This is a genomic window from Streptomyces pathocidini (genome assembly GCF_001418495.1).
In the GTDB taxonomy this organism is placed as follows: Bacteria; Actinomycetota; Actinomycetes; order Streptomycetales; family Streptomycetaceae; genus Streptomyces; species Streptomyces pathocidini.
In genome coordinates this window covers 1-21,595 of the sequence record NZ_LIQY01000381.1, presented here as the reverse complement: position 1 = coordinate 21,595, position 21,595 = coordinate 1, and the positions used below count along the sequence as shown (strand labels likewise).

Sequence of the window (21,595 nt, the reverse complement as noted above, 5' to 3'; positions counted from 1 at the left end):
GACAGCTTGGAAGGCCAACCCGCCACCACCACAAGCCCCAGCCCCGCCGAACCCGGCTTGCTCCTGGCGGCCATGGGCGACCCGAAGGACGTCGCCGAAGGCGTCCTTTCAGCACGTCGTCCTAACGCACACCACGGGGACGGGCGGCGCCCCATCGCGTGGCTCCACATCACAGCGCCATCGAATCGGACGGCCCCCTCTGGCCGCTCGTGGTGCGCCTGTGGCCATGACCAGCACGCCATGGGCCGCGCCGCCATCGCCGTGCTTCTGGAGATCCACGCCCAACACCGCGCACTGTGCCCGGTGTTGAACCCAGTCGAAGGGAGGACTGCCGCATGAACAGCATGGAAGAACTACCCGCTCCCTCGAATCCGTTGGCCGTTGCACGCTGTCTCCTCCCGGACTGGCAGAGCGAGGACGGACGCCTGGTGTGCCGACGCTGGCGCGGCTCGTGGATGCGCTGGACCGGCGCCAGCTGGCGGGAGCTGGATGAGCAGCAAGTGCGCGCGGCCATGTACCGGCGGCTGGAGCACGCCGCCTACACCACGCTGGGCAAGAAGGGGCAGCCGGAACTGCGGGACTGGGCACCCACGAAGCAGAAGATCGGCAACCTGCTCGACGCTCTGGGCGCCATCACGCTCCTGCCCACCGAAGTGGACGCCCCGGCCTGGCTCGACCAGGACGGGGGCGCGCATGACGGCACCCCGATCGTGGCCTGCCAGAACGGACTCCTGAGGATCAGGGACCGAGAGCTGCTCCCCCACGAGCCCGGCTTCTTCAACCTGGTCTCGGTCCCCTTCGACTACGACCCCGAGGCCACCGCTCCCACCTGGCACTGGTTCCTCCGGGAGATCTGGCCCAACGACCCAGACGCCATCCAAGCGCTTCAGGAGTGGTTCGGATACGTCCTATCCGGTCGCACCGACCAGCAGAAAATCCTGCTCATGGTCGGCCCCTCCCGGTCCGGCAAAGGGACCATCGCCCGCGTACTCAAAGAGCTGGTCGGCAAGGAGAACCTCGCCGGACCCACCCTTGCCGGGATGGGCACGAACTTCGGGCTCTCGACGCTGGTGGGCAAGCCGCTGGCGGTCATCGCCGATGCCCGACTTCCGGGCAACGACAACAGCCAGGTAGTGGAACGGCTGCTGACCATCTCCGGTGAGGACACCATCGACATCGACCGGAAGTACCGCGCAGTGTGGACCGGCAAGCTGCCCACACGACTGGTGATCCTCTCCAACGAGCTGCCGCACTTCGGCGACTCCTCCGGCGTCATCGCCCGCCGCTTCGTCGTGCTCAACATGACCGTCTCCTGGCTCGGCAAGGAAGACCCCACCCTCTTCGACAGGCTCATCGCCGAAATGCCCGGAATCCTGAACTGGGCCCTGGACGGACTCGCCCGCCTGGAAGCCAAAGGCCGGATCACCGAGCCCGTATGCAGTCGGGAAGCGGTCGCCACCATGCAGGACACCTCATCCCCCACCTCGGCATTCGTCCGCGAACGCTGCACTACCGGACCTGCATGCGCCGTTCCCGTGGACACGCTGTGGGCTGTCTGGCGGGAGTGGGCCGAGGACAACAACGTCCGCCCCGGCACCAAACAGGTCTTCGGCCGCAACCTGCTCTCCGTCATCCCCCAGCTCAACCGCACACGCCCCCGGGATGCCTACGGCCAGCAGGTGGCCACCTACAACGGGATCACCCTCAACCAGTCCCACCCACATTCGCCTGAGTCGTGACTCATCGCGACTCAACACCCCTCCAAGCCGCCTTGAGTCGCGATGAGTCACGACTCAACGCAATGTGGCTCCAACTTGCGGAGGACGCCGTGAGCCCTGCGATACCCGTCCAGGCCGACGCCCGGGCCACCCTCCGGAGTGGCCTCCCGGACCGGTACCTCACTCCCGTCGACATCGCCGAGATCTTCAGGGTGCCAATCGAGACCGTCTACCAGTGGCGCAAGAAGCGCATCGGCCCACCCGGTTTCCGTGTCGGCAGGCACCTGCGCTACGACCCCGCCGACCTGCGCACCTACGTCACGCAACTCAAGAACGCCGACCAGCAAGCCGCCTGACGGCACAGCGCACCACCCCAGGGAGGGCCGCCCCGGCGGCCCTCCCTTCTCCATGCAGAGAAGGGATCCCGCCGCATGGCAGGCCACATCCAAGACCGCTGGTACAAAACCGAAACCGACGATAAGGGCAAGCCCGTGCTCGACGCCAAGGGCAAGCCTCGCCGCGTCAGGAGCGACCGCTACGGCAAGGGCATGCGCTACCGCGCCCGCTACATCGGTCCTGACGGGTCCGAGAAGAACAAGTCATTCCCCGACGGCCAAAAGCGGCTTGCCGAGACATGGCTATCCAACATCGAAGCCGACATGTCGCGCGGCCAATACATCGACCCCGCCGCCGGGCGTCTCACCTTCCGCCAGTACGCGGAGAAGTGGCTGGCCACGCAGACAACCAACGTGAGCACTCGCGACATGGTCGAAATGCGGCTACGGCGGCACGCTTTTCCGTACCTCGGATCGCGCCCGCTCGGCTCGTTCCAGCCCGGACACATCCGAGATTGGGTCCATACCCTCGAACAGGCCGGGGTCGCTGGCTCGTACGGCCGCACGATCTACGCGAACGTCCGCGCACTGCTGTCAGCCGCCGTGGACGACGGCCACCTGAGCCGCAACCCTTGCGATGCCGGGACGGTGCGGGCGCCGTCCATCGAGGCGAAGCGGCTCGTCCCCTGGTCGGCTGAGAGGGTGCTCGCAGTGCGTGCGGGTCTGCCTGAGATCTTCCGCACCATGGTCGACCTTGCCGCAGGATGTGGCCTGCGACAGGGAGAGGTGTTCGGCACAGCGGTGGACGCCCTGGACTTCGAGGCTGAGACCCTTCGCGTCGTGCGACAGGTCAAACTCGTCCGGGGGAAGCCCGTGTTCGCCCCGCCCAAGTGCGACAAGCTGAGGGACGTCCCACTGCCCCGTTCAGTGGCCGACGCCGTACGAGCGCACACAGACACTCACAAGCCCACTGCGGTGACCCTGCCGTGGCTGAAGCCGGACGGGCCCCTTGTCACTCACCGACTGATCTTCACCACTCCGAGCCGAACCGCGGTGCGGCGGGAGAACTTCAACGTCGATGCGTGGAAGCCCGCCTTGGTCGCCGCCGGTGTCATCCCGGCACGGGAGCGAGGGAAGCGGCACGTCTCCGCCCGCGAGCACGGGATGCACGCGCTTCGGCACTTCTACGCCTCGGTGCTTCTCGACGCGGGGGAGAGCATCCGGGCCGTGAGCGAGTACCTGGGACACGCCGATCCGGCTCTGACGCTTCGGGTATACGCGCATCTGATGCCGAGTAGCCAGACCCGCACTCGGCTGGCCGTCGATAGGCTCTTCCGAGGGGCTGATCAGGGCGAAGACGGCCCAGAGACGGCCCAGGCGGCGTGAACTGGACCCCCGCCGGTGCTTAGGCGCTGGTGGGGGTGCCAAGCAGTCCGTTGGCACTCTAGTTGACTGAGTGCTAACGCCGTCATAGTCTCAGGCTTGGCACTCTCCACCAGGGAGTGCCAGCCAAAAGCGACGGGCAGATCCGGCACCCGCGACGACGGATCTACCAGGTCGCCACCCCAGACAGTTAACCCCGTGAGATCTCCGAAGGGGGAGGTCGGATCGTGACGACCGCCAGCACCAAGGTTGCCATCAAGCCGCTCGAGGACCGTGTAGTGGTCCAGCCGCTCGACGCCGAGCAGACCACGGCCTCTGGCCTGGTTATCCCGGACACCGCCAAGGAGAAGCCCCAGGAGGGCGTCGTCCTGGCCGTGGGCCCGGGCCGTTTCGAGAACGGCAATCGCCTGCCGCTCGATGTGAACGTCGGCGACATCGTGCTCTACAGCAAGTACGGCGGCACCGAGGTGAAGTACAGCGGCGAGGAGTACCTCGTCCTCTCGGCTCGCGACGTGCTCGCGATCATCGAGAAGTAATTCACCCACTGCTTTGTAGATCTGCGCCCCTGGCTCCCCGCGAATTGAATGCCGGGTGCCCGGGGCGCAGTTCGTTCGAGAGGATTTGAGAAGCTCCCATGGCGAAGATCCTGAAGTTCGACGAGGACGCCCGTCGCGCCCTCGAGCGCGGCGTCAACAAGCTTGCCGACACCGTGAAGGTGACGATCGGCCCCCGGGGCCGCAACGTCGTCATCGACAAGAAGTTCGGCGCCCCCACCATCACCAACGACGGCGTGACCATCGCCCGCGAGGTCGAGGTCGAGGACGCTTACGAGAACCTGGGCGCCCAGCTCGTCAAGGAGGTGGCGACCAAGACCAACGACATCGCGGGCGATGGCACCACCACCGCGACCGTCCTGGCCCAGGCGCTGGTCCGCGAGGGCCTGCGCAACGTCGCCGCGGGCGCCTCCCCGGCCGCCCTGAAGAAGGGCATCGACGCCGCGGTCAAGGCCGTCTCCGACGAGCTGCTCGCGACCGCCCGCCCGATCGACTCCAAGACCGACATCGCCGCCGTGGCCGCGCTGTCCGCCCAGGACAAGCAGGTCGGCGAGCTGATCGCCGAGGCCATGGACAAGGTCGGCAAGGACGGTGTCATCACCGTCGAGGAGTCCAACACCTTTGGTCTCGAGCTGGACTTCACCGAGGGCATGGCCTTCGACAAGGGCTACCTGTCGCCGTACTTCGTGACGGACCAGGAGCGCATGGAGGCCGTCCTCGACGACCCGTACATCCTCATCACCCAGGGCAAGATCTCGGCCGTCGCCGACCTGCTGCCGCTGCTGGAGAAGGTCATCCAGGCCGGCGCCTCCAAGCCGCTGCTGATCATCGCCGAGGACGTGGACGGCGAGGCGCTGTCCACCCTGGTCGTCAACAAGATCCGCGGCACCTTCAACGCCGTCGCGGTGAAGGCCCCCGGCTTCGGCGACCGCCGCAAGGCCATGCTGGGCGACATCGCCACCCTCACCGGCGGCACCGTCGTCGCCGAGGAGGTCGGCCTCAAGCTCGACCAGGTCGGCCTCGAGGTGCTGGGCTCCGCCCGCCGCGTGACCGTCACCAAGGACGACACCACGATCGTCGACGGCGCCGGCAAGTCCGACGAGGTCCAGGGCCGCGTCGCGCAGATCAAGGCCGAGATCGAGGCCACCGACTCCGACTGGGACCGCGAGAAGCTCCAGGAGCGCCTCGCGAAGCTGGCCGGCGGCGTGTGCGTCATCAAGGTCGGCGCCGCGACCGAGGTCGAGCTCAAGGAGAAGAAGCACCGTCTGGAGGACGCCATCTCCGCGACCCGCGCCGCGGTCGAGGAAGGCATCGTCTCCGGTGGCGGCTCCGCGCTCGTCCACGCCGCCAAGGTGCTGGAGGACGGCCTGGGCAAGGCCGGCGACGAGGCTACCGGTGTCGCCGTCGTCCGCCGCGCCGTCGTCGAGCCGCTGCGCTGGATCGCCGAGAACGCCGGCCTTGAGGGCTACGTCATCACCTCCAAGGTGGCCGAGCTCGAGAAGGGCCACGGCTTCAACGCCGCGACCGGCGAGTACGGTGACCTGGTCAAGGCCGGTGTCATCGACCCGGTGAAGGTCACCCGCTCCGCGCTGGAGAACGCCGCCTCCATCGCCTCCCTGCTGCTCACCACCGAGACCCTCGTGGTGGAGAAGAAGGAAGAGGAGCCGGCCGAGGCCGCCGGCCACGGCCACGGCCACGCCCACTAAGCACCGGCACGCGTCATACCGAGGCCCGGTGCTCCCGTCGCGGGAGCACCGGGCCTCGGCCCGTCCCGTACGGCGCCCGTACGGGACTCCCGTGCGTCACATCTCGACCGCGTCCAGCTGGCGGAGCAGCCGCAGGATGTCGTAGTTCCACCAGCCCTCCTGGATCAGGCCGTCCTGGAACCGGAACACGGTCACCCCGGTCATGGCGCACTCCCGGCCGGTGGGCGGGATGCCCATGAACTCGCCGCGGTGCGTGCCCCGCCAGGTCCACCGGGTGGCCACCTCGTCGCCCTCCGCGAGCTGGCTGTCCAGCTGGAAGTCGAAGGCGAACGCGTGGCGCCAGGCCGCCACGTCCCGCCGCAGCACGTCGGAGCCGACCGTGGTGTCCCGCTCCTTGCCGATGTCGTGGTCCCGGTAGCCGGGGGCGAAGAGCCCGTCGATGGCGGTCAGGTCGCCGCGGCCCGCCACGTCCTCGAAGAAGCGCCGGGCCGCCGCCTTGTTGAGCTCGTCCTCCCGCACCACGTCCAGGTCCGTGAAGACCGGCATCTCGTCGCAGAGCGCCACGATCTCCTGGAACGTCCGGTCCGTCTCGGGGAGATTGGAGTTGCGCATCGCGTCCTCGTACGACGGGAACTCGATGATCTCGATGTAGTGCGCGTCGTCCGAGCGGTCCCGGCCCACCATCGCGTGGGTGGCCGTCCGCCGGCCCCTCGTCTGCTCGGCCCAGATGTCCATGAGCCGGTTCATGTCCTCGAACCTGCCCGTCTTGCAGTCGATGATCTGCACGAACGTCATGACGCCTCCCATGGCCTGCGTAACGCGTGGCCTTTGCCCATTTTAGTGGCGGGTCGCGGCCCCGGGAGGCGGCCTCACTTCGGGCCGAAGCGCCGCCCCGTACGCGAGGAGATGGTGCCCAGCGCGCTCCGCGGCGCCAGCTTGGTCAGGCCCATCAGCGCCTTGTAGCGCGGGTCCGGGACGGACAGCGACTTGCCCTTGGTCAGGTCCTCCATCGCCGCGGCCACCACCTTGTCCGCGTCCAGCCACATCCAGCCCGGGACGCTCTCCGTGCCCATCCCGGCCCGCTCGTGGAACTCCGTCCGCACGAAGCCCGGGCACAGCGCCATCAGCCGCACCCCGGAGCCCGCCAGGTCCCGGGCCGCGCCCTGCGTGAACTGCACGACCCACGCCTTGCTCGCGCCGTACGTCCCGCGCGGCACGAACGCCGCCACCGACGCCACGTTCACCACCCCGCCGCGGCCCCGCTCCCGCATCCCGGGCGTGACCGCGCTGGTCAACCGCAGCACGGCCTCGCAGTGCACCTTCAGCATCCGCAGCTCGTCGGCCATCGAGACCTCGAGATACCGGCCCTTGTTGCCGAAGCCCGCGTTGTTGACCAGCAGGTCCACTGGGTGCGTACGCTCGCCCAGCCGCGCCTCGACCGCCGCGATCCCCTGGTCCTCGGCGAGGTCGGCCCGCAGTACCTCGGCCTCGATCCCGTGCCGGTCGTGCAGCTCGGTCGCCTGCCGCTGCAGCCGCTCGGCGTCGCGGGCCACGAGGACGAGGTTGTGGCCGCCGGCCGCCAGCCGCCGCGCGAACGCGGCCCCGATACCGGCCGTGGCTCCCGTAATCAGTGCAGTCGTCATGCGCGAACGCTAGCGCGGCCGCCGCGGGCCTCAACTCCCGGCCGTGCCCTGCCTTCCACGATCGCCCGTACGCGCCAGCGCCTTCGCCCGCGCCTCCGGGTGCAGGGCCTCGCCCGCCGCGAGGACGCGCGGCAGCAGCTCCGGCTCCAGCATCTCGGCGCGGAAGAGGAACGCGACCGTCACTTCGTGGTCCGGCCGGTACACGATCTCCACCGGATCCCCGGCCCGGATCCCGCCCGGCTCGACCACCCGCAGATACGCGCCGGGCGCCGCCGCCTGCGCGAACCGCTTCACCCAGCCCCGCTCGCCCAGCCAGCCCGCGAACGTACGGCAGGGGATGCGCGGCGAGGTCACCTCCAGCACCAGGTCGGGGCCGATCCGCCAGCGCTCCCCGATCTTCGCCCCGCTCACGTCCAGCCCGGAGGTGGTGAGGTTCTCCCCGAAGACGCCGTTGCGCAGCTCGCGCCCCAACTCCCGCTCCCAGTCGTCCAGATCCTCGCGCGCGTAGGCGTAGACCGCCTGGTCGTTCCCGCCGTGGTGGCGCAGGTCGCACACCGCGTCCCCGGCCAGCGCGCTGCCGCCCGAGCCCTTGGGGCCGGGGGCCGCGACGCGTACGGGACCGTCCGCGGGGTGCTTGTCGATACCGGTGCCGTCGGGGGCGTCGGTGTGCTCGGAGGGCGTGGCCCGGCCGAGGTTCACGGAGAGAAGGTGCATGCGCCGCAGCGTAGAGGGGGTACCGGTCGCATACCCGGCAATTCCGCCCGACATGAAAGCCCGGCTTATGGTGGAGACATGATCGAGGCCCGCCACCTTCGCGTGCTGCGCTCCGTCGCGGCCACCGGCTCCTTCTCGGCTGCCGCGCGCGAGCTGGGCTGTACGCAGCCGGCCGTAAGCCAGCAGATGAAGGCGCTGGAGCAGTCCGCGGGGACCCCGCTGCTCATCCGCACGGGCCGCGAGATGCGGCTCACCCAGGCCGGCGAGGCCCTGGTCCGGCACGCCGCGGGCATTCTGGCCGGGCTGACCGCGGCCGAGGAGGAGGTCGCGGCCATCGCGGGCCTGCGCGCCGGCCGGGTCCGGCTGGTTTCCTTTCCCAGCGGCAGCTCCACGCTCGTGCCCACCGCACTGGCCGAGATGCGCGCCGCCCACCCCGGCACCCGCGTCTCGCTCGTCGAGGCCGAACCGCCGCGCTCGGTCGAGATGCTGCGCGCCGGGGACTGCGAGATCGCACTGGCCTTCCGCTATCCGGAAGTTCGGGGCGCGGATCCGCTGAGCGCCGTGGGGGCGTCCCCCGCGGAGGAGTCATGGGGCAGGGAGGGCCTGGTCGTCCGGCCGCTGCTCACCGACCGGCTCGTCGGCCTCCTGCCCGAGGGGCACGCCTTCGCCGGAGCCGACCGGGTCGGCATCGCGGAGCTGGCCGGGGAGTCCTGGATCGCGGGCTGCCCGCGCTGCCGCCGGCATCTGGTGGAGGTGTGCGAGAGCGCCGGCTTCACCCCGCGTATCGACTTCGCGACGGACGACTACCCGGCGGTGATCGGCCTGGTCGGCGCGGGCCTGGGCGTGGCCGTGCTGCCCGAGCTGGCGCTGGAGGCCGTACGGGCGAAGGGCGCGGTGACGGTGGAGGTGGAGCCCGAGGTGCGGCGGGAGATCGTGGCTCTCACACTGCCGGACCTGGCGCACGTGCCCGCGGTCGAGGCCATGCTGGAGCGGCTGGCGAGCGCGTCGCGGCGCTGAAGCGGGCGTCGGAGCCGGCGCTGAGACGGGTGTCCGAGCGGCACTGCGGCGGCATGGTCAGGCCGGAGGCCGCGAGGGCTGGAGTGGAGCGGGAGAAACGTTTCGTCAGTTCGTCGTGGTGGAGGCGATCAGCCGGTGCCGGGCCCGCCCCATCAGTTCCTCGCGCTCGTCCTCGGTCAACCCGCCCCAGACGCCATACGGTTCGCGCACCGCGAGGGCGTGTGCGGCGCACTCCGCGCGGACCGGGCACCGCATGCAGACCTCTTTGGCCGAGGTCTCGCGCGCGCTGCGGGCCGCGCCCCGCTCGCCCTCCGGATGGAAGAACAGCGAGCTGTCGACCCCTCGGCATGCGGCCAGGAGCTGCCAGTCCCACAGGTCGGCATTGGGGCCGGGAAGGCGGGAGAAGTCTGCCATTGCTCATCCCCTCGGAGCTTTGCCGGTGGAGCACAGTGCCCACGACCGTACATCTGCTGTGTAAGTAGATGTAAATATGACTCATTGCGAATCTAGCGACAGACACCGGCATATGTGAAGAAAAGCGGCCAAATAGGTCATGCTCCATACGGAAGCCCTGGTCACGAGCGGGTATGCCAGTTGAGCGTGCCGCACCACCTCGGTGACGGCCCCTTCACGTAGAGTGCGGAAGGTCGTCACGGAACCCCGTAACTCTTTCGGGTGACCGTCGTTGAGAGTGCGGAGGCGGTTGACGGATCAAAGACTCGGGCAGGTGTCCGAGCCTGTCGACCCCTCAGGTGACGACGATACGTACCAGCCTGGAGGCTCAAGGTGACGCGCATCAGCTGCGGAGGACGGCCATGACATCCGTCCTCGTCTGCGACGACTCCCCGCTTGCCCGAGAGGCGCTCCGCCGCGCGGTCGCGACCGTGCCCGGCGTCGAGCGCGTGACGACGGCCGCCAACGGCGAGGAAGTCCTCCGCCGCTGGGGTGCCGACCGCTCGGACCTGATTTTGATGGACGTCCGGATGCCCGGGCTCGGCGGTGTCGAGACCGTGCGCCGGTTGCTCTCCGCCGACCCCGGCGCCCGGATCATCATGCTCACCGTCGCGGAGGACCTCGACGGTGTCGCGCTGGCGGTCGCCGCCGGTGCCCGCGGCTACCTGCACAAGGACGCCTCGCGCGCCGAACTGCGGGCCACCGTCACACAGGCGCTCGCCGACCCGACGTGGCGGCTCGCGCCGCGCCGGCTGCGGTCCGCCGAGATGGGCGCCGCGCCGACCCTGACGGCGCGCGAGATCCAGGTGCTCGAGGGTATGAGCCACGGCCGCTCCAACGCGGAGATCGGGCGTGAGCTGTTCCTGTCCGAGGACACGGTCAAGACCCACGCGCGGCGGCTGTTCAAGAAGCTCGGCGCCTCGGACCGGGCGCACGCCGTGGCGCTCGGATTCCGCTGGGGCCTGGTCCGCTAGGCCGCTCCGGGTGGTTCGCAGCGGGGGAGTGAGGGCCCCCGCCCGTGCTCTCGCGGGCGGGGCGGCCGACGGGCGCCGACCGGGGTGTCCACGTTTCGCGCTGACTGCCGCATCCTTGGAGGTATGTATTCCTCGGGGACAGCTCGGTCGGGGGGAGGGTGCAGGACGTGACTGCCGGCGCACCCACTCATAACGCTTCGGTGCACAAGTACGGACGCGGTGGCCCGGATGGTCTGCCGCCGAGGCACCATGGACCGATGCGCGAGGACGAGAACCTGGGCTCCCCCACGGCCGGTGGCCCGGGGGAGATCGGAGATCTCGTCCACCGCGCGGCCGAGGGGGACGAGCGGGCCACGCATGACCTGCTGGCCCATGTCCACCCCCTCGCGCTCCGCTACTGCCGCACCCGGCTGTCCCGACTGCCGGGGGACGCGCGGCACTTCGTGGACGACCTGGCGCAGGAGGTGTGCCTGGCGGTGCTGTGCGCGCTGCCGCGCTACCGCGACACCGGGCGCCCCTTCGAGGCCTTCGTCTTCGCGATCGCCGCGCACAAGGTCGCCGACCTCCAGCGCGCGGCGATGCGCGGGCCCGGTAGTACGGCCGTGCCCTCCGACGAGATGCCCGAGCAACCGGACGACTCGCTGGGCCCCGAGGAGCGGGCGCTGCTCAGCAGCGACGCCGAGTGGGCCAGGAAGCTGCTCGCCAACCTCCCCGAGCACCAGCGCGAGCTGGTGCTGCTGCGGGTCGCGGTCGGGCTGACCGCCGAGGAGACCGGGCAGATGCTCGGCATGTCGCCCGGGGCGGTACGGGTCGCCCAGCACCGGGCGCTCAGCAGGCTGCGGGCGCTGGCCGAGCAGTAGGCCGCGAGCCTCGGGTGACGGCGCGCTCCCCGGGCTCGTAGGAACGCACACTCCCGGGCTCGCAGGAACTCGTACTCGTAGGAACGTACAAGTGATCGGGGCCTCAGCGCTCGTGGGTTGGGACACCTGTCGAGGCCGTTAGCATGGGAGTCCGCGCCGGGGCAAGAGCATTGGGGAAGGTGTCATGACTGACAACGTCGACGGAATGCCCGAGAAGTTCGCGATGCTCGGGCTGACATACGACGACGTGCTGCTGCTGCCGGGCGCCTCCGAGGTGCTGCCGAACGCGGTCGACACCTCGTCCCGCATCTCCCGCAACGTGCGGGTCAACATCCCGCTGCTGTCCGCCGCGATGGACAAGGTCACCGAGGCCCGGATGGCCATCGCCATGGCGCGGCAGGGCGGCGCGGGCGTGCTGCACCGCAACCTGTCCGTCGAGGACCAGGCCAACCAGGTCGACCTGGTCAAGCGGTCCGAGTCCGGCATGGTGACGGACCCGATCACCGTCCGCCCGGACGCGACGCTGCGCGAGGCCGACGCGCTGTGCGGCAAGTTCCGCATCAGCGGCGTCCCGGTGACGGACGCGGCCGGCAAGCTGCTGGGCATCGTGACCAACCGCGACATGGCCTTCGAGATGGACCGCAGCCGCCAGGTCCGCGAGGTCATGACGCCGATGCCGTTGGTCACCGGCAGGGTCGGCATCTCCGGCGAGGACGCCATGGAGCTGCTGCGCCGCCACAAGATCGAAAAGCTGCCGCTGGTCGACGAGACCGGGGTGCTCAAGGGCCTCATCACGGTCAAGGACTTCGTGAAGGCCGAGAAGTACCCGAACGCGGCCAAGGACGCCGAGGGCCGGCTGGTCGTCGGCGCGGCGGTCGGCGTCGGCGACGAGGCGTACGAGCGGGCGCAGGCGCTGGTCGAGGCCGGGGCCGACTTCCTGGTCGTGGACAGCGCGCACGGCCACAGCCGCGGCATTCTCGACATGATCGCCAAGGTCAAGTCCAACATCGCCGTCGATGTCGTCGGCGGCAACGTCGCCACCCGCGACGGTGCGCAGGCGCTGATCGACGCGGGCGTGGACGGCGTGAAGGTCGGCGTGGGGCCCGGCTCGATCTGCACCACCCGCGTGGTCGCGGGTATCGGCGTGCCGCAGGTGACGGCGATCTACGAGGCCGCGCGCGCGTGCCGTTCCGCGGGCGTGCCGCTGATCGGCGACGGCGGGCTGCAGTTCAGCGGTGACATCGCCAAGGCGATCGCGGCGGGTGCGGACACCGTGATGCTGGGCAGCCTGCTGGCCGGCTGCGAGGAGTCGCCGGGCGAGATGGTCTTCATCAACGGGAAGCAGTTCAAGTCCTACCGGGGCATGGGCTCGCTGGGCGCGATGCAGTCGCGCGGCCAGGCCCGCTCGTATTCCAAGGACCGCTACTTCCAGGACAACGTCCTCTCCGAGGACAAGCTGGTGCCCGAGGGCATCGAGGGCCAGGTGCCCTACCGCGGGCCGCTGGCCTCGGTCGCCCACCAGCTGGTCGGCGGGTTGCGCGCCTCGATGGGCTACGTGGGCTCGGCCGACGTGCCGGAGCTGAAGGACAAGGGCCGCTTCGTGCGGATCACGGCGGCGGGGCTCAAGGAGAGCCACCCGCACGACATCCAGATGACGACGGAAGCCCCGAACTACAACCGCCGGTAACGTTCCCGGGTGTTCTCCGAAGCCCGCGGGCCCCAGGGGCTCGCGGGCTTCGCGGTGCCCGGTCGGGGATACTGGTAAGCGCTGACGTTGAAGGAAGGGCCACACACGTGACTGAGATCGAGATCGGGCGCGGCAAGCGCGGCCGCAGGGCGTACGCGTTCGACGACATCGCCGTCGTGCCGAGTCGGCGCACCCGCGACCCGAAGGAGGTCTCGATCGCCTGGCAGATCGACGCCTACCGCTTCGAGCTGCCGTTCCTCGCGGCCCCCATGGACTCCGTGGTCTCCCCGCAGACCGCGATCCGCATCGGTGAGCTGGGCGGGCTCGGGGTGCTCAACCTCGAGGGCCTGTGGACGCGTTACGAGGACCCGGAGCCGCTGCTCGCCGAGATCGCCGAGCTGGACGAGCGCGCCGCCACCCGCCGGATGCAGGAGATCTACGCCGCCCCCATCAAGGAGGAGCTGATCGGCCAGCGCATCAAGGAGGTGCGCGACTCGGGTGTCGTCACCGCCGCCGCGCTGTCGCCGCAGCGGACCGCGCAGTTCTCCAAGGCGGTCGTGGACGCGGGCGTCGACATCTTCGTGATCCGCGGTACCACCGTCTCCGCGGAGCACGTGTCGGGTGCCGCCGAGCCGCTCAACCTCAAGCAGTTCATCTACGAGCTGGACGTGCCGGTGATCGTCGGCGGCTGCGCCACGTACACCGCGGCGCTGCACCTGATGCGTACGGGCGCGGCGGGCGTGCTGGTGGGCTTCGGCGGCGGGGCCGCGCACACCACCCGCAACGTGCTGGGCATCCAGGTGCCGATGGCGACCGCGGTCGCCGACGTGGCGGCGGCCCGGCGGGACTACATGGACGAGTCCGGCGGGCGGTATGTGCACGTCATCGCCGACGGCGGGGTCGGCTGGTCCGGCGACCTGCCGAAGGCCATCGCCTGCGGCGCCGACGCCGTCATGATGGGCTCCCCGCTGGCCCGCGCCACGGACGCGCCGGGCCGCGGGCACCACTGGGGCATGGAGGCCGTGCACGACGAGGTGCCGCGCGGCAAGCGGATGAACCTCGGCGCGGTCGGCACGACCGAGGAGATCCTCCTCGGCCCCTCGCACATCCCCGACGGCTCGATGAACTTCTTCGGCGCGCTGCGCCGGGCGATGGCGACGACCGGGTACAGCGAACTCAAGGAGTTCCAGCGGGTCGAGGTCACGATCGCGGACTCGCGCCACAGCAGGTGACGTAGGACGGCGCACATGTCAAGGGGCCCCACCGCAAAGGCGGTTGGGGCCCCTTTGACATGGGGTGATGTGCATGGCTCTTTGGAGATCTCCCGTGTTTTCTTTAGGGGGCTCCATCGGTCCTTATTCATGCCATACCTCCAGAATCGTTGAAAGCGGCATGGTAGGAAATGGCTGAGTCAACTTGCGAGAGGGCGCTGCGTGTTCCGTCAGGCCGCGCCTATGCGCAAGTCGGAGGGGCTTCACGGCTCGGCCATTGTGCGATGACGCATCTCTGAGCCACGTCCTGTGATGCCTGACGACGCAACGCCTAGGCACGAAAGGGTTCAGCCGCCATGGCACCGAGCATCGCCGATAGCGGTCGGTCTCGCTCTCGTCATAGCGAAAGGTTGGCGAAGCGCACGGCCGACTGGAAGCCGGGCATTCTGCCGTTCACGCTTCCTTTCCTTCTGCTGCTCGCCCTCGGCTTGTGGTCCTACAAGCCTGCCAGTTCACCGCTGAGTTGGGTGCTCACGATCGTCTGGTCGCTCCCGGTGGTGGGCGTGCTGGTGGGAATCCAGGGTGCGTTGCTGATCCGGCGGCGCGTGCGCCGCAGTGAGGTCATGATCCCGCCCTCCCCTGCCGAACAGGATTTCCTGATCGTCCTCGTGCCGACGATCGGCCGCCATGACACCTTTCCGGCGCTCGAGCGGTCTGTCCTTTCGTACGTGGAGCATCTCCCGGAGTTCTTCCCGCATCTGAGGATCGATGTGCTGACCGAGGAGGGCTGCGAGGCCGCCGAGGACATCGACCAGCTGGCTGCGGCGCATCCCTCGGTCCGGATAGTGACGGTTCCGAAGGCCTACCAGACGCCCAATGGCACCCGTTTCAAAGCCCGCGCGAACCACTATGCGCATGATCTGCGTATCGCCCAGGGGGAGGCCCTGGACAACGTGTGGGTCCTGCACATGGATGACGACACAGGGGTCGGTCCCGATACGGGTGCCTCGCTCGCCCAGTTCATCAATCGGCAGCGCAGAGCCGATCCCGCACATGCCAAGCACATGGCGCAAGGCATCCTGACCTATCCGCGGGAGAACGCGGTCAACCGGTTCACGTGGCTTGCCGACGCCGTGCGCCCCGCCGACGACGTAGCCCGCTTCCGGGCCCTCACCGGGCTCGGCACCCCCGCCGCCGGGGTGCACGGTGAACTGTTGGTGCTGAGGGCCTCGATCGAGGCAACCATCGGCTGGGATTTCGGACCCAAGGCGATCGTCGAGGACGCTCAGCTCGCGCTGACCTTCTGCCAGCGCTTTCCAGGCCGCAGTGACTGGTTCAACGGGCGGTGCTACGGCGCTTCCCCGGCGAGCGCCAAGGACTTCGTCAAGCAGCGGGAGCGCTGGGCCTGGGGGCTCGTCGCGCTGTGCTTCAACCGGTCCATCCCGCTGCGCTACCGCTGGTTCCTCTCGGCCTGCGTGGTGACGTGGATCCTGGGGCCGTTCCAGCACATCGCCGTGGTGCTGGCCGTTGGGTTCCTGATAGGCGACCTGAACACGTCTCCTCTGGCCCAGTCCGTGGTGATCCTGTGGGCTCTCAATTTCGCCTATGTGATCTGGACTTATTGGGAGGGGTTGCGACTCAACGCCCTCGCCTCGGCCAGGGGGCACCGCAAGTGGTGGGAGCCGATCGTCGTGGTCGCGCTCATCCCGGTTTTCTCGGTGTTGGAAGGACTCGGCGGCTTCAAGGGCTTCCTGAGGTTCGTCCGGCGCGAGGAGAACAAGTTCGTCGTGATCGCCAAGCCTGCCTGACGCGGAAAATTTGAGGAACCTGATGAAGCGTTCGCGACTGCCGCTGCTCGCGGTATTTCCCAGTATGGTTCTCGCCGTCGTCGTTGTGGTCCCTCTTGTTTTCGGGGATCACCTGGTGCGCTGGAAGCCCGGATCGCTACTTCCCGGACTTTTCCTTGGTGGTAGTGAGGAAAGCCCGCCGAGTGCGGCGGCCGCTCCGAAGCCGGATCGAAGCAGCAGTCCACCTAAGAAAAACAACGAAAATCGGGAAGTGACCAAGAAGGTCAGTAAGGTCTGGCAGCCGGGGGCGCCGCAGTGGGGCGTGCAGATCTACTGGGAGGACAACCAGAAGTGGTCGGTCGACTTTATTGCCAAGCAGGCGCGCAAGCACGCCGATTACCTTGTCGACCTCGGCGCGAACTCGGTTTCTCTGTCGTTCCCGTTCTACACCGGTGGAATTTCTTCGACAGAAATCACCGCTGGTGCCATGACCCCCTCCCCTGCGAGGACGACGCGGGTGCTGAACGTATTCCGGGAGGCCGGGTTGCGTACGACGTTGCGCCCCATCATGGACGAACAGGCGCTGAATCCGCCCAAGGGGTGGCGCGGAAATATCGAACCGGCGGACAGGGCGGCTTGGTTCACCTCGTACCAGGATTTCCTTTCACCCTATCTCGAGATCGCCGAAGAAGTGGGTGTCGCTACCTTCGCGATCGGGACCGAGCTCAACTCCATGGAGGGCGACCCGGGCTGGGATGCTCTGGTCACCTCGGCCGAGGGACTCTACTCCGGTGAGATCGAGTACGACGCGAACTGGGACAACTACGTAGCCGGGCACATTGATGTTCCGGTCAGGCACTTGGGTGTCGACGCGTATTTCCCCATCAAGGTATCGGACGGGGCTTCGGTCGATCGGCTCGTCGAGGGGTGGCACACCTGGCTGAACAAAAAATCCCAAGGGGACTTGCCCGGAGTCCTTCTGTCCGAGGCCGGAATCGGAGCCAGGGACGGCGCTTATCATGCGCCGGGCGATGCCTACGCCAAGGGGCCGGTCAACCCGGATGTGCAGGCCAACTGGTACACGGCCGTGTGCCGTGTGGTCCAGGAGCGGCAGATGGCCGGTGTCTACTGGTGGTCGGTTTCCTTTGAGGACGACCCTCGAGTCGCCCCCAATGACACTGTGGATTCCCGGTTGAACTTCGCCGGCCGCCCGAAGACGGAGGCGGCTGTCAAGGAATGCTTTAATTCGGAATATGAGGGCCCGGGGGAAGCTGCCGAGCAGTGAATTTACCGCCCCTGAAAGAATTCATCACTACGCGCGATACATGGACGACATGAAATGACTGAAGCGATTCTTCTCGTAGGCGGCCAGGGCGCCCGGCTCCGCCCCCTGACCAGCCACACCCCCAAGCCCCTGCTTCCAGTCGCGGGAGTCCCCTTCCTCACCCACCAGTTGGCGCGCGCGGCAGCTGCCGGCGTCACCCGCGTGGTGTTTGCGACGTCCTATCGCGCGGAGATGTTCGCGGCGGAGTTCGGCGACGGGTCCGGGCTGGGGCTTGAACTGGATTACGTGGTGGAGGACGAGCCGCTTGGTACCGGCGGTGCCATTCGGGGTGCTGCCGAGAAGCTGCGGAGCAAGGGCAATGAGCCCGTACTGATCTTCAATGGCGACATCCTTTCCGACCTGGACATCGCAGGGCTGCGTGAGGGGCACCGGGAGTCCGGGGCGGATGTGACCCTTCATCTGACCCGGGTCCCCGATCCGCGTGCGTTCGGTCTGGTGTCGACGGACGCCGACGGCCGGATCCTGGACTTCCTGGAGAAGCCGGATGCCTCGGGGCCGATCGGCGCGGCCCAGGTCAACGCGGGCTGCTACGTGTTCACCCGCTCGGTCATCGACCGCATCCCGCCCGGCCGCGCGGTGTCCGTGGAACGCGAGGTCTTCCCAGAGCTCGTTGCCAGTGGTGCGTACCTGCGGGGGGTGCTGGACGGTGACTACTGGCTCGACCTCGGCACCCCCGCGGCCTTCATCCAGGGTTCTGCCGACCTGGTCCGCGGCCGGGTCGATTCCCCGGCCTTGCCGGGCCCTGTCGGTGATGCCCTGGTGCTGCCTGGAGCGCAGGTCGACGCCGGCGCCGTACTGAGCGGCGGCACGGTGGTTGGTGAGGGGGCCAGGGTCGGTGTGGGAGCCGTGATCGAGGGCAGCGTGGTGCTGCCCGGTGCCTCTGTCGGTGCACATGCCGACATCCGCCGCTCCGTGCTGGGCCGCTTCGCCGAGGTCGGGTCGGGGAGCAGCCTCGACTCCGTGGTCGTCGGCGAAAAGGCGAGGATCGGCGCAGACAGCGAGCTTCCGTCGGGCATCCGGATCGGCTGCGGAGTGGAGTTGCCCCCCGGGGGTGTCCGGATGTCCGCCGAGACCGCACCGTGCACAGCGCGCGCCTTCGCACCGCCTGCGGCGTAGCTAGCGGCAGGCGTAGTGGCAAAGGGTGCCGCTGAACGCATCCCGCCCGCTGCGCCGGCTCACAGCCGGTGCGCGGCTCCCGCGGGGGTAGCGCCCCGGGCGTCCAGGAGGAGTTGGGCCTTCACGGCCAGGCCCTGGAGGTCGTAGGTGCGGTGGTGCTGGAGGAGGAGGGTGAGGTCGGCGGCCGAGGCGGCCTCGTAGAGGGAGTCGGCGCGGGGGATAGGGCGGTCGAGGACGGTCCACTGCGGGACGTACGGGTCGTGGTAGCTCAGCTGGGCGCCCATCTCCATCAACCGGGAGGCGATCTCGCGGGCCGGGGAGCCCTCCTGGTCGCCGATGTCCGGCTTGTACGTGACGCCCAGCAGCAGGACGCGGGCCCCGCGCGCGGACTTGCCGTGCTCGTTGAGGAGGGTCGCGCAGCGCTGGATCACATAGCGCGGCATGCGGCCGTTGACCTCCTGCGCCAGCTCCACCATCCGCAGCGGATACCCCAGCGAACGGCCCTTGTACGACAGGTAGTTGGGGTCGATGGGGGCCGCGTGGCCGCCGACCCCGGGGCCAGGGCGGAAGGCCTGGAAGCCGAACGGCTTGGTCTCGGCGCAGCGCACCACGTCCCACAGGTCGACGCCGATGTCGTGACAGAAGACCGCCATCTCGTTGACGAGTGCGATGTTCACGTGCCGGTAGTTGGTCTCCAGCACCTTGACCGCCTCGGCCTCGCGCGGGCCGCGCGCGCGCACGACGCGGTCGGTGAGACGCCCGTAGAAGGCCGCCGCGGCCTCGGTGCAGGCGGGGGTCAGACCGCCGATCACCTTGGGGGTGTTGGCGTAGCCGAAGCGGCGGTTGCCGGGGTCCAGGCGGCTGGGGGAGTACGCGAGGTGGAAGTCGCGGCCCGCCAGCAGGCCCGAGGACTCCAGGATCGGACGGAGGAACTCCTCGGTGGTGCCGGGGTAGGCGGTCGACTCCAGGATGACGGTCGCCCGCGGGCGCAGCCGGGCGGCCAGCGCGCGAGCCGCCTCGCCGACCGCCGTCAGGTCCAGCGCATGGTCCTCGCCGAGCGGGGTGGGCACGCAGATCACGGCCGTGCGGACCCGGCCCAGCTCGGCCGGGTCTGTGGTGGCGCGGAAGCCGCCGGAGAGCATGCGGCGGATCTCGGCGGCGGTGAGCGAGCCGTCCACCGGGGGACGGCCCGCGCGCAGCTCGGCGACGGCCCAGGCGTCGGGGTCGAAGCCGATGGTGGGGATGCCGGCGGCGGTGGCGGCCTGGGCGAGGGGGAGGCCGAGGTGTCCGAGTCCGATGACGGCGAGGTCTGCGGGCATGGCTGGTGGCCGTCCTTCCCGGGACAATCTTTTGAGGCTCTATGTAAGGCTAAGCACACATATGACTGATATTGAGTATTGGCTGATGGTGGAGGCATCGGTGTTGCCCAGGCGGGCACAGGGGGGTTGCGGACCCGCGAGGCGGTGAGAATCCAGCAACGCGGGCAGGAGCGACCCGGACCACAACGGGAGGCAGCGGTGAGGACAGCGACACTGGGACCGGCGGAGCGCGGAGCGTCGCTCGCCCGAATGGCGGAACACGAGCTGGATATTCTGGTCGTGGGAGCGGGCGTCGTCGGTGCGGGCACCGCGCTCGACGCGGCGACCCGAGGGCTGTCCACCGGGATCGTGGAGGCCCGCGACTGGGCGTCCGGCACCTCCAGCCGGTCGAGCAAACTCATCCACGGCGGGCTGCGCTATCTGGAGATGCTGGACTTCGCGCTCGTACGGGAGGCGCTCAAGGAGCGCGGGCTGCTGCTGTCGCGGCTGGCCCCGCACCTGGTCAAGCCGGTGCCGTTCCTCTACCCGCTCCAGCACAAGGGCTGGGAGCGCTGGTACGCCGGGTCCGGCGTGGCGCTCTACGACAGCATGTCCGTCTCCTCCGGTCACGGCCGCGGTCTGCCGACGCACCGCCACCTCTCGCGGCGGAACGCGCTGCGGGTGGCGCCCTGTCTGAAGCGGGACGCGCTGGTCGGGGCCCTGCAGTACTACGACGCGCAGATGGACGACGCGCGCTACGTCACCACCCTCGTCCGCACCGCCGTCGCCTACGGCGCGGAGGCCGCCAACCGGGCGCGGGTCATCGGCTTCCTGCGCGAGGGCGAGCGCGTGGTCGGCGCCCGGGTGCAGGACGTCGAGGGGGGCGGGGAGTACGAGATCCGGGCCAAGCAGATCGTCAACGCGACCGGGGTGTGGACGGACGACACCCAGGCGCTGATCGGCGAGCGCGGCCAGTTCCACGTACGCGCCTCCAAGGGCATCCACCTCGTCGTGCCCAAGGACCGGATCCACTCGGCGACCGGGCTGATCCTGCGGACCGAGAAGAGCGTGCTGTTCGTGATCCCGTGGGGGCGGCACTGGATCGTGGGCACCACCGACACCGACTGGGACCTCGACAAGGCGCACCCCGCGGCCTCCAGCGCGGACATCGACTACCTGCTGGAGCACGTCAACTCGGTGCTCGCGGTGCCGCTGACGCGGGACGACGTGGAGGGCGTGTACGCGGGGCTGCGGCCGCTGCTGGCGGGCGAGTCGGAGGCCACCAGCAAGCTGTCGCGCGAGCACACGGTCGCGCACCCCGTACCGGGGCTCGTGGTGATCGCGGGCGGCAAGTACACGACGTACCGCGTGATGGCCAAGGACGCGGTGGACGCCGCCGTCCACGGGCTCGACCAGCGGGTCGCGGACTGCGTCACCGAGGACGTGCCGCTGGTGGGCGCGGAGGGCTACAAGGCGCTGTGGAACGCGCGGGCGCGCATCGCCGCCCGCACGGGGCTGCACGTGGCGCGGGTCGAGCATCTGCTCAACCGGTACGGGTCGCTGACCGAGGAGCTGCTGGAGCTGGTGGAGCACGACCCGGGGCTCGGTGAGCCGCTCGCGCACGCGGACGACTACCTGCGCGCCGAGATCGTGTACGCGGCCTCGCACGAGGGCGCGCGCCATCTGGACGACGTGCTGACGCGCCGTACCCGCATCTCGATCGAGACCTTCGACCGGGGGACGCGGTCCGCGCGGGAGTGCGCGGAGCTGATGGCGCCGGTGCTGGGCTGGGAC

General features: G+C 69.3%; 19 protein-coding genes. 14 read left to right on the top strand and 5 right to left on the bottom strand.

Translation table 11 applies throughout. The features are described from left to right. Positions 1-428: 428 nt before the first annotated feature. The 5 genes from AOK16_RS18115 to groL all read left to right on the top strand — a co-directional run bounded on the left by AOK16_RS18115 (position 429) and on the right by groL (position 5,696). Positions 429-1,739, top strand: coding sequence for a DNA primase family protein (locus AOK16_RS18115; RefSeq protein ID WP_240483631.1), 1,311 nt, complete (start codon positions 429-431; stop codon positions 1,737-1,739). A gap of 62 nt (positions 1,740-1,801) precedes the next feature. Continuing rightward, positions 1,802-2,074, top strand: coding sequence for a helix-turn-helix domain-containing protein (locus tag AOK16_RS18110; RefSeq protein WP_055473281.1), 273 nt, complete (start codon positions 1,802-1,804; stop codon positions 2,072-2,074). Between the two features lie 75 nt (positions 2,075-2,149). Then, positions 2,150-3,439, top strand: a complete 1,290-nt coding sequence (locus tag AOK16_RS18105) for a tyrosine-type recombinase/integrase (protein ID WP_055473280.1) — start codon at positions 2,150-2,152, stop codon at positions 3,437-3,439. 224 nt (positions 3,440-3,663) lie between these two features. Next, positions 3,664-3,972 (top strand): co-chaperone GroES, encoded by a 309-nt coding sequence (gene groES / locus AOK16_RS18100; RefSeq protein ID WP_055473279.1) that lies wholly within the window; start codon positions 3,664-3,666, stop codon positions 3,970-3,972. A 98-nt stretch (positions 3,973-4,070) separates the two neighbouring features. After that, positions 4,071-5,696 carry a chaperonin GroEL gene (gene groL / locus AOK16_RS18095; RefSeq protein ID WP_055473278.1) on the top strand — a complete coding sequence of 542 codons (1,626 nt, stop codon included), beginning with the start codon at positions 4,071-4,073 and terminating at the stop codon, positions 5,694-5,696. A 96-nt stretch (positions 5,697-5,792) separates the two neighbouring features. Here the strand turns inward: groL and AOK16_RS18090 are convergent, their stop codons facing one another. From AOK16_RS18090 to AOK16_RS18080, 3 genes are all read right to left on the bottom strand, one after another. Further along, positions 5,793-6,491: an ester cyclase gene (locus AOK16_RS18090; protein WP_055473277.1), complete on the bottom strand. Its 699-nt coding sequence runs from the start codon at positions 6,489-6,491 to the stop codon at positions 5,793-5,795. A 74-nt stretch (positions 6,492-6,565) separates the two neighbouring features. Then, a complete protein-coding gene (locus AOK16_RS18085) occupies positions 6,566-7,339 on the bottom strand; it encodes an SDR family NAD(P)-dependent oxidoreductase (RefSeq protein ID WP_055473276.1) in 774 nt (257 codons plus the stop codon). Positions 7,340-7,369: 30 nt separating this feature from the next. Continuing rightward, positions 7,370-8,053 (bottom strand): MOSC domain-containing protein, encoded by a 684-nt coding sequence (locus AOK16_RS18080; protein WP_055473275.1) that lies wholly within the window; start codon positions 8,051-8,053, stop codon positions 7,370-7,372. 78 nt (positions 8,054-8,131) lie between these two features. Between AOK16_RS18080 and AOK16_RS18075 the strand changes: the two genes are divergently transcribed. Then, the gene (locus AOK16_RS18075; protein ID WP_055473274.1) at positions 8,132-9,070 is read left to right on the top strand and encodes a LysR family transcriptional regulator; all 939 of its coding nucleotides are present in this window, start codon (positions 8,132-8,134) and stop codon (positions 9,068-9,070) included. Positions 9,071-9,175: 105 nt separating this feature from the next. On the opposite strand, the gene AOK16_RS18070 is transcribed toward AOK16_RS18075, so the two are convergent. Next, positions 9,176-9,484, bottom strand: coding sequence for a WhiB family transcriptional regulator (locus AOK16_RS18070; RefSeq protein WP_055473273.1), 309 nt, complete (start codon positions 9,482-9,484; stop codon positions 9,176-9,178). Positions 9,485-9,885: 401 nt separating this feature from the next. Between AOK16_RS18070 and AOK16_RS18065 the strand changes: the two genes are divergently transcribed. The 7 genes from AOK16_RS18065 to manB all read left to right on the top strand — a co-directional run bounded on the left by AOK16_RS18065 (position 9,886) and on the right by manB (position 18,503). Beyond that, the gene (locus tag AOK16_RS18065; protein WP_003948568.1) at positions 9,886-10,497 is read left to right on the top strand and encodes a response regulator transcription factor; all 612 of its coding nucleotides are present in this window, start codon (positions 9,886-9,888) and stop codon (positions 10,495-10,497) included. 257 nt (positions 10,498-10,754) lie between these two features. Further along, positions 10,755-11,357, top strand: a complete 603-nt coding sequence (locus AOK16_RS18060) for a sigma-70 family RNA polymerase sigma factor (RefSeq protein WP_055473272.1) — start codon at positions 10,755-10,757, stop codon at positions 11,355-11,357. 184 nt (positions 11,358-11,541) lie between these two features. Next, positions 11,542-13,044, top strand: a complete 1,503-nt coding sequence (gene guaB / locus AOK16_RS18055) for an IMP dehydrogenase (RefSeq protein WP_055473271.1) — start codon at positions 11,542-11,544, stop codon at positions 13,042-13,044. A 107-nt stretch (positions 13,045-13,151) separates the two neighbouring features. Further along, on the top strand, positions 13,152-14,276 hold the full coding sequence (locus AOK16_RS18050; RefSeq protein ID WP_055473270.1) for a GuaB3 family IMP dehydrogenase-related protein: 1,125 nt from the start codon (positions 13,152-13,154) through the stop codon (positions 14,274-14,276). Between the two features lie 389 nt (positions 14,277-14,665). Next, on the top strand, positions 14,666-16,063 hold the full coding sequence (locus AOK16_RS18045) for a glycosyltransferase family 2 protein (RefSeq protein ID WP_240483630.1): 1,398 nt from the start codon (positions 14,666-14,668) through the stop codon (positions 16,061-16,063). 22 nt (positions 16,064-16,085) lie between these two features. After that, positions 16,086-17,327 (top strand): glycoside hydrolase family 113, encoded by a 1,242-nt coding sequence (locus AOK16_RS18040; RefSeq protein ID WP_055473268.1) that lies wholly within the window; start codon positions 16,086-16,088, stop codon positions 17,325-17,327. A gap of 54 nt (positions 17,328-17,381) precedes the next feature. Then, positions 17,382-18,503 carry a mannose-1-phosphate guanylyltransferase gene (gene manB, locus AOK16_RS18035; protein ID WP_055473267.1) on the top strand — a complete coding sequence of 374 codons (1,122 nt, stop codon included), beginning with the start codon at positions 17,382-17,384 and terminating at the stop codon, positions 18,501-18,503. A 59-nt stretch (positions 18,504-18,562) separates the two neighbouring features. Here manB and AOK16_RS18030 read toward each other — a convergent pair whose 3' ends face one another. Then, the gene (locus tag AOK16_RS18030; protein ID WP_055473266.1) at positions 18,563-19,822 is read right to left on the bottom strand and encodes a nucleotide sugar dehydrogenase; all 1,260 of its coding nucleotides are present in this window, start codon (positions 19,820-19,822) and stop codon (positions 18,563-18,565) included. A gap of 198 nt (positions 19,823-20,020) precedes the next feature. On the opposite strand from AOK16_RS18030, the gene AOK16_RS18025 reads away from it, so the two are divergent. Continuing rightward, positions 20,021-21,595, top strand: a 1,575-nt coding sequence (locus AOK16_RS18025) for a glycerol-3-phosphate dehydrogenase/oxidase (protein ID WP_055473283.1), incomplete at its 3' end; no start/stop codon positions are given.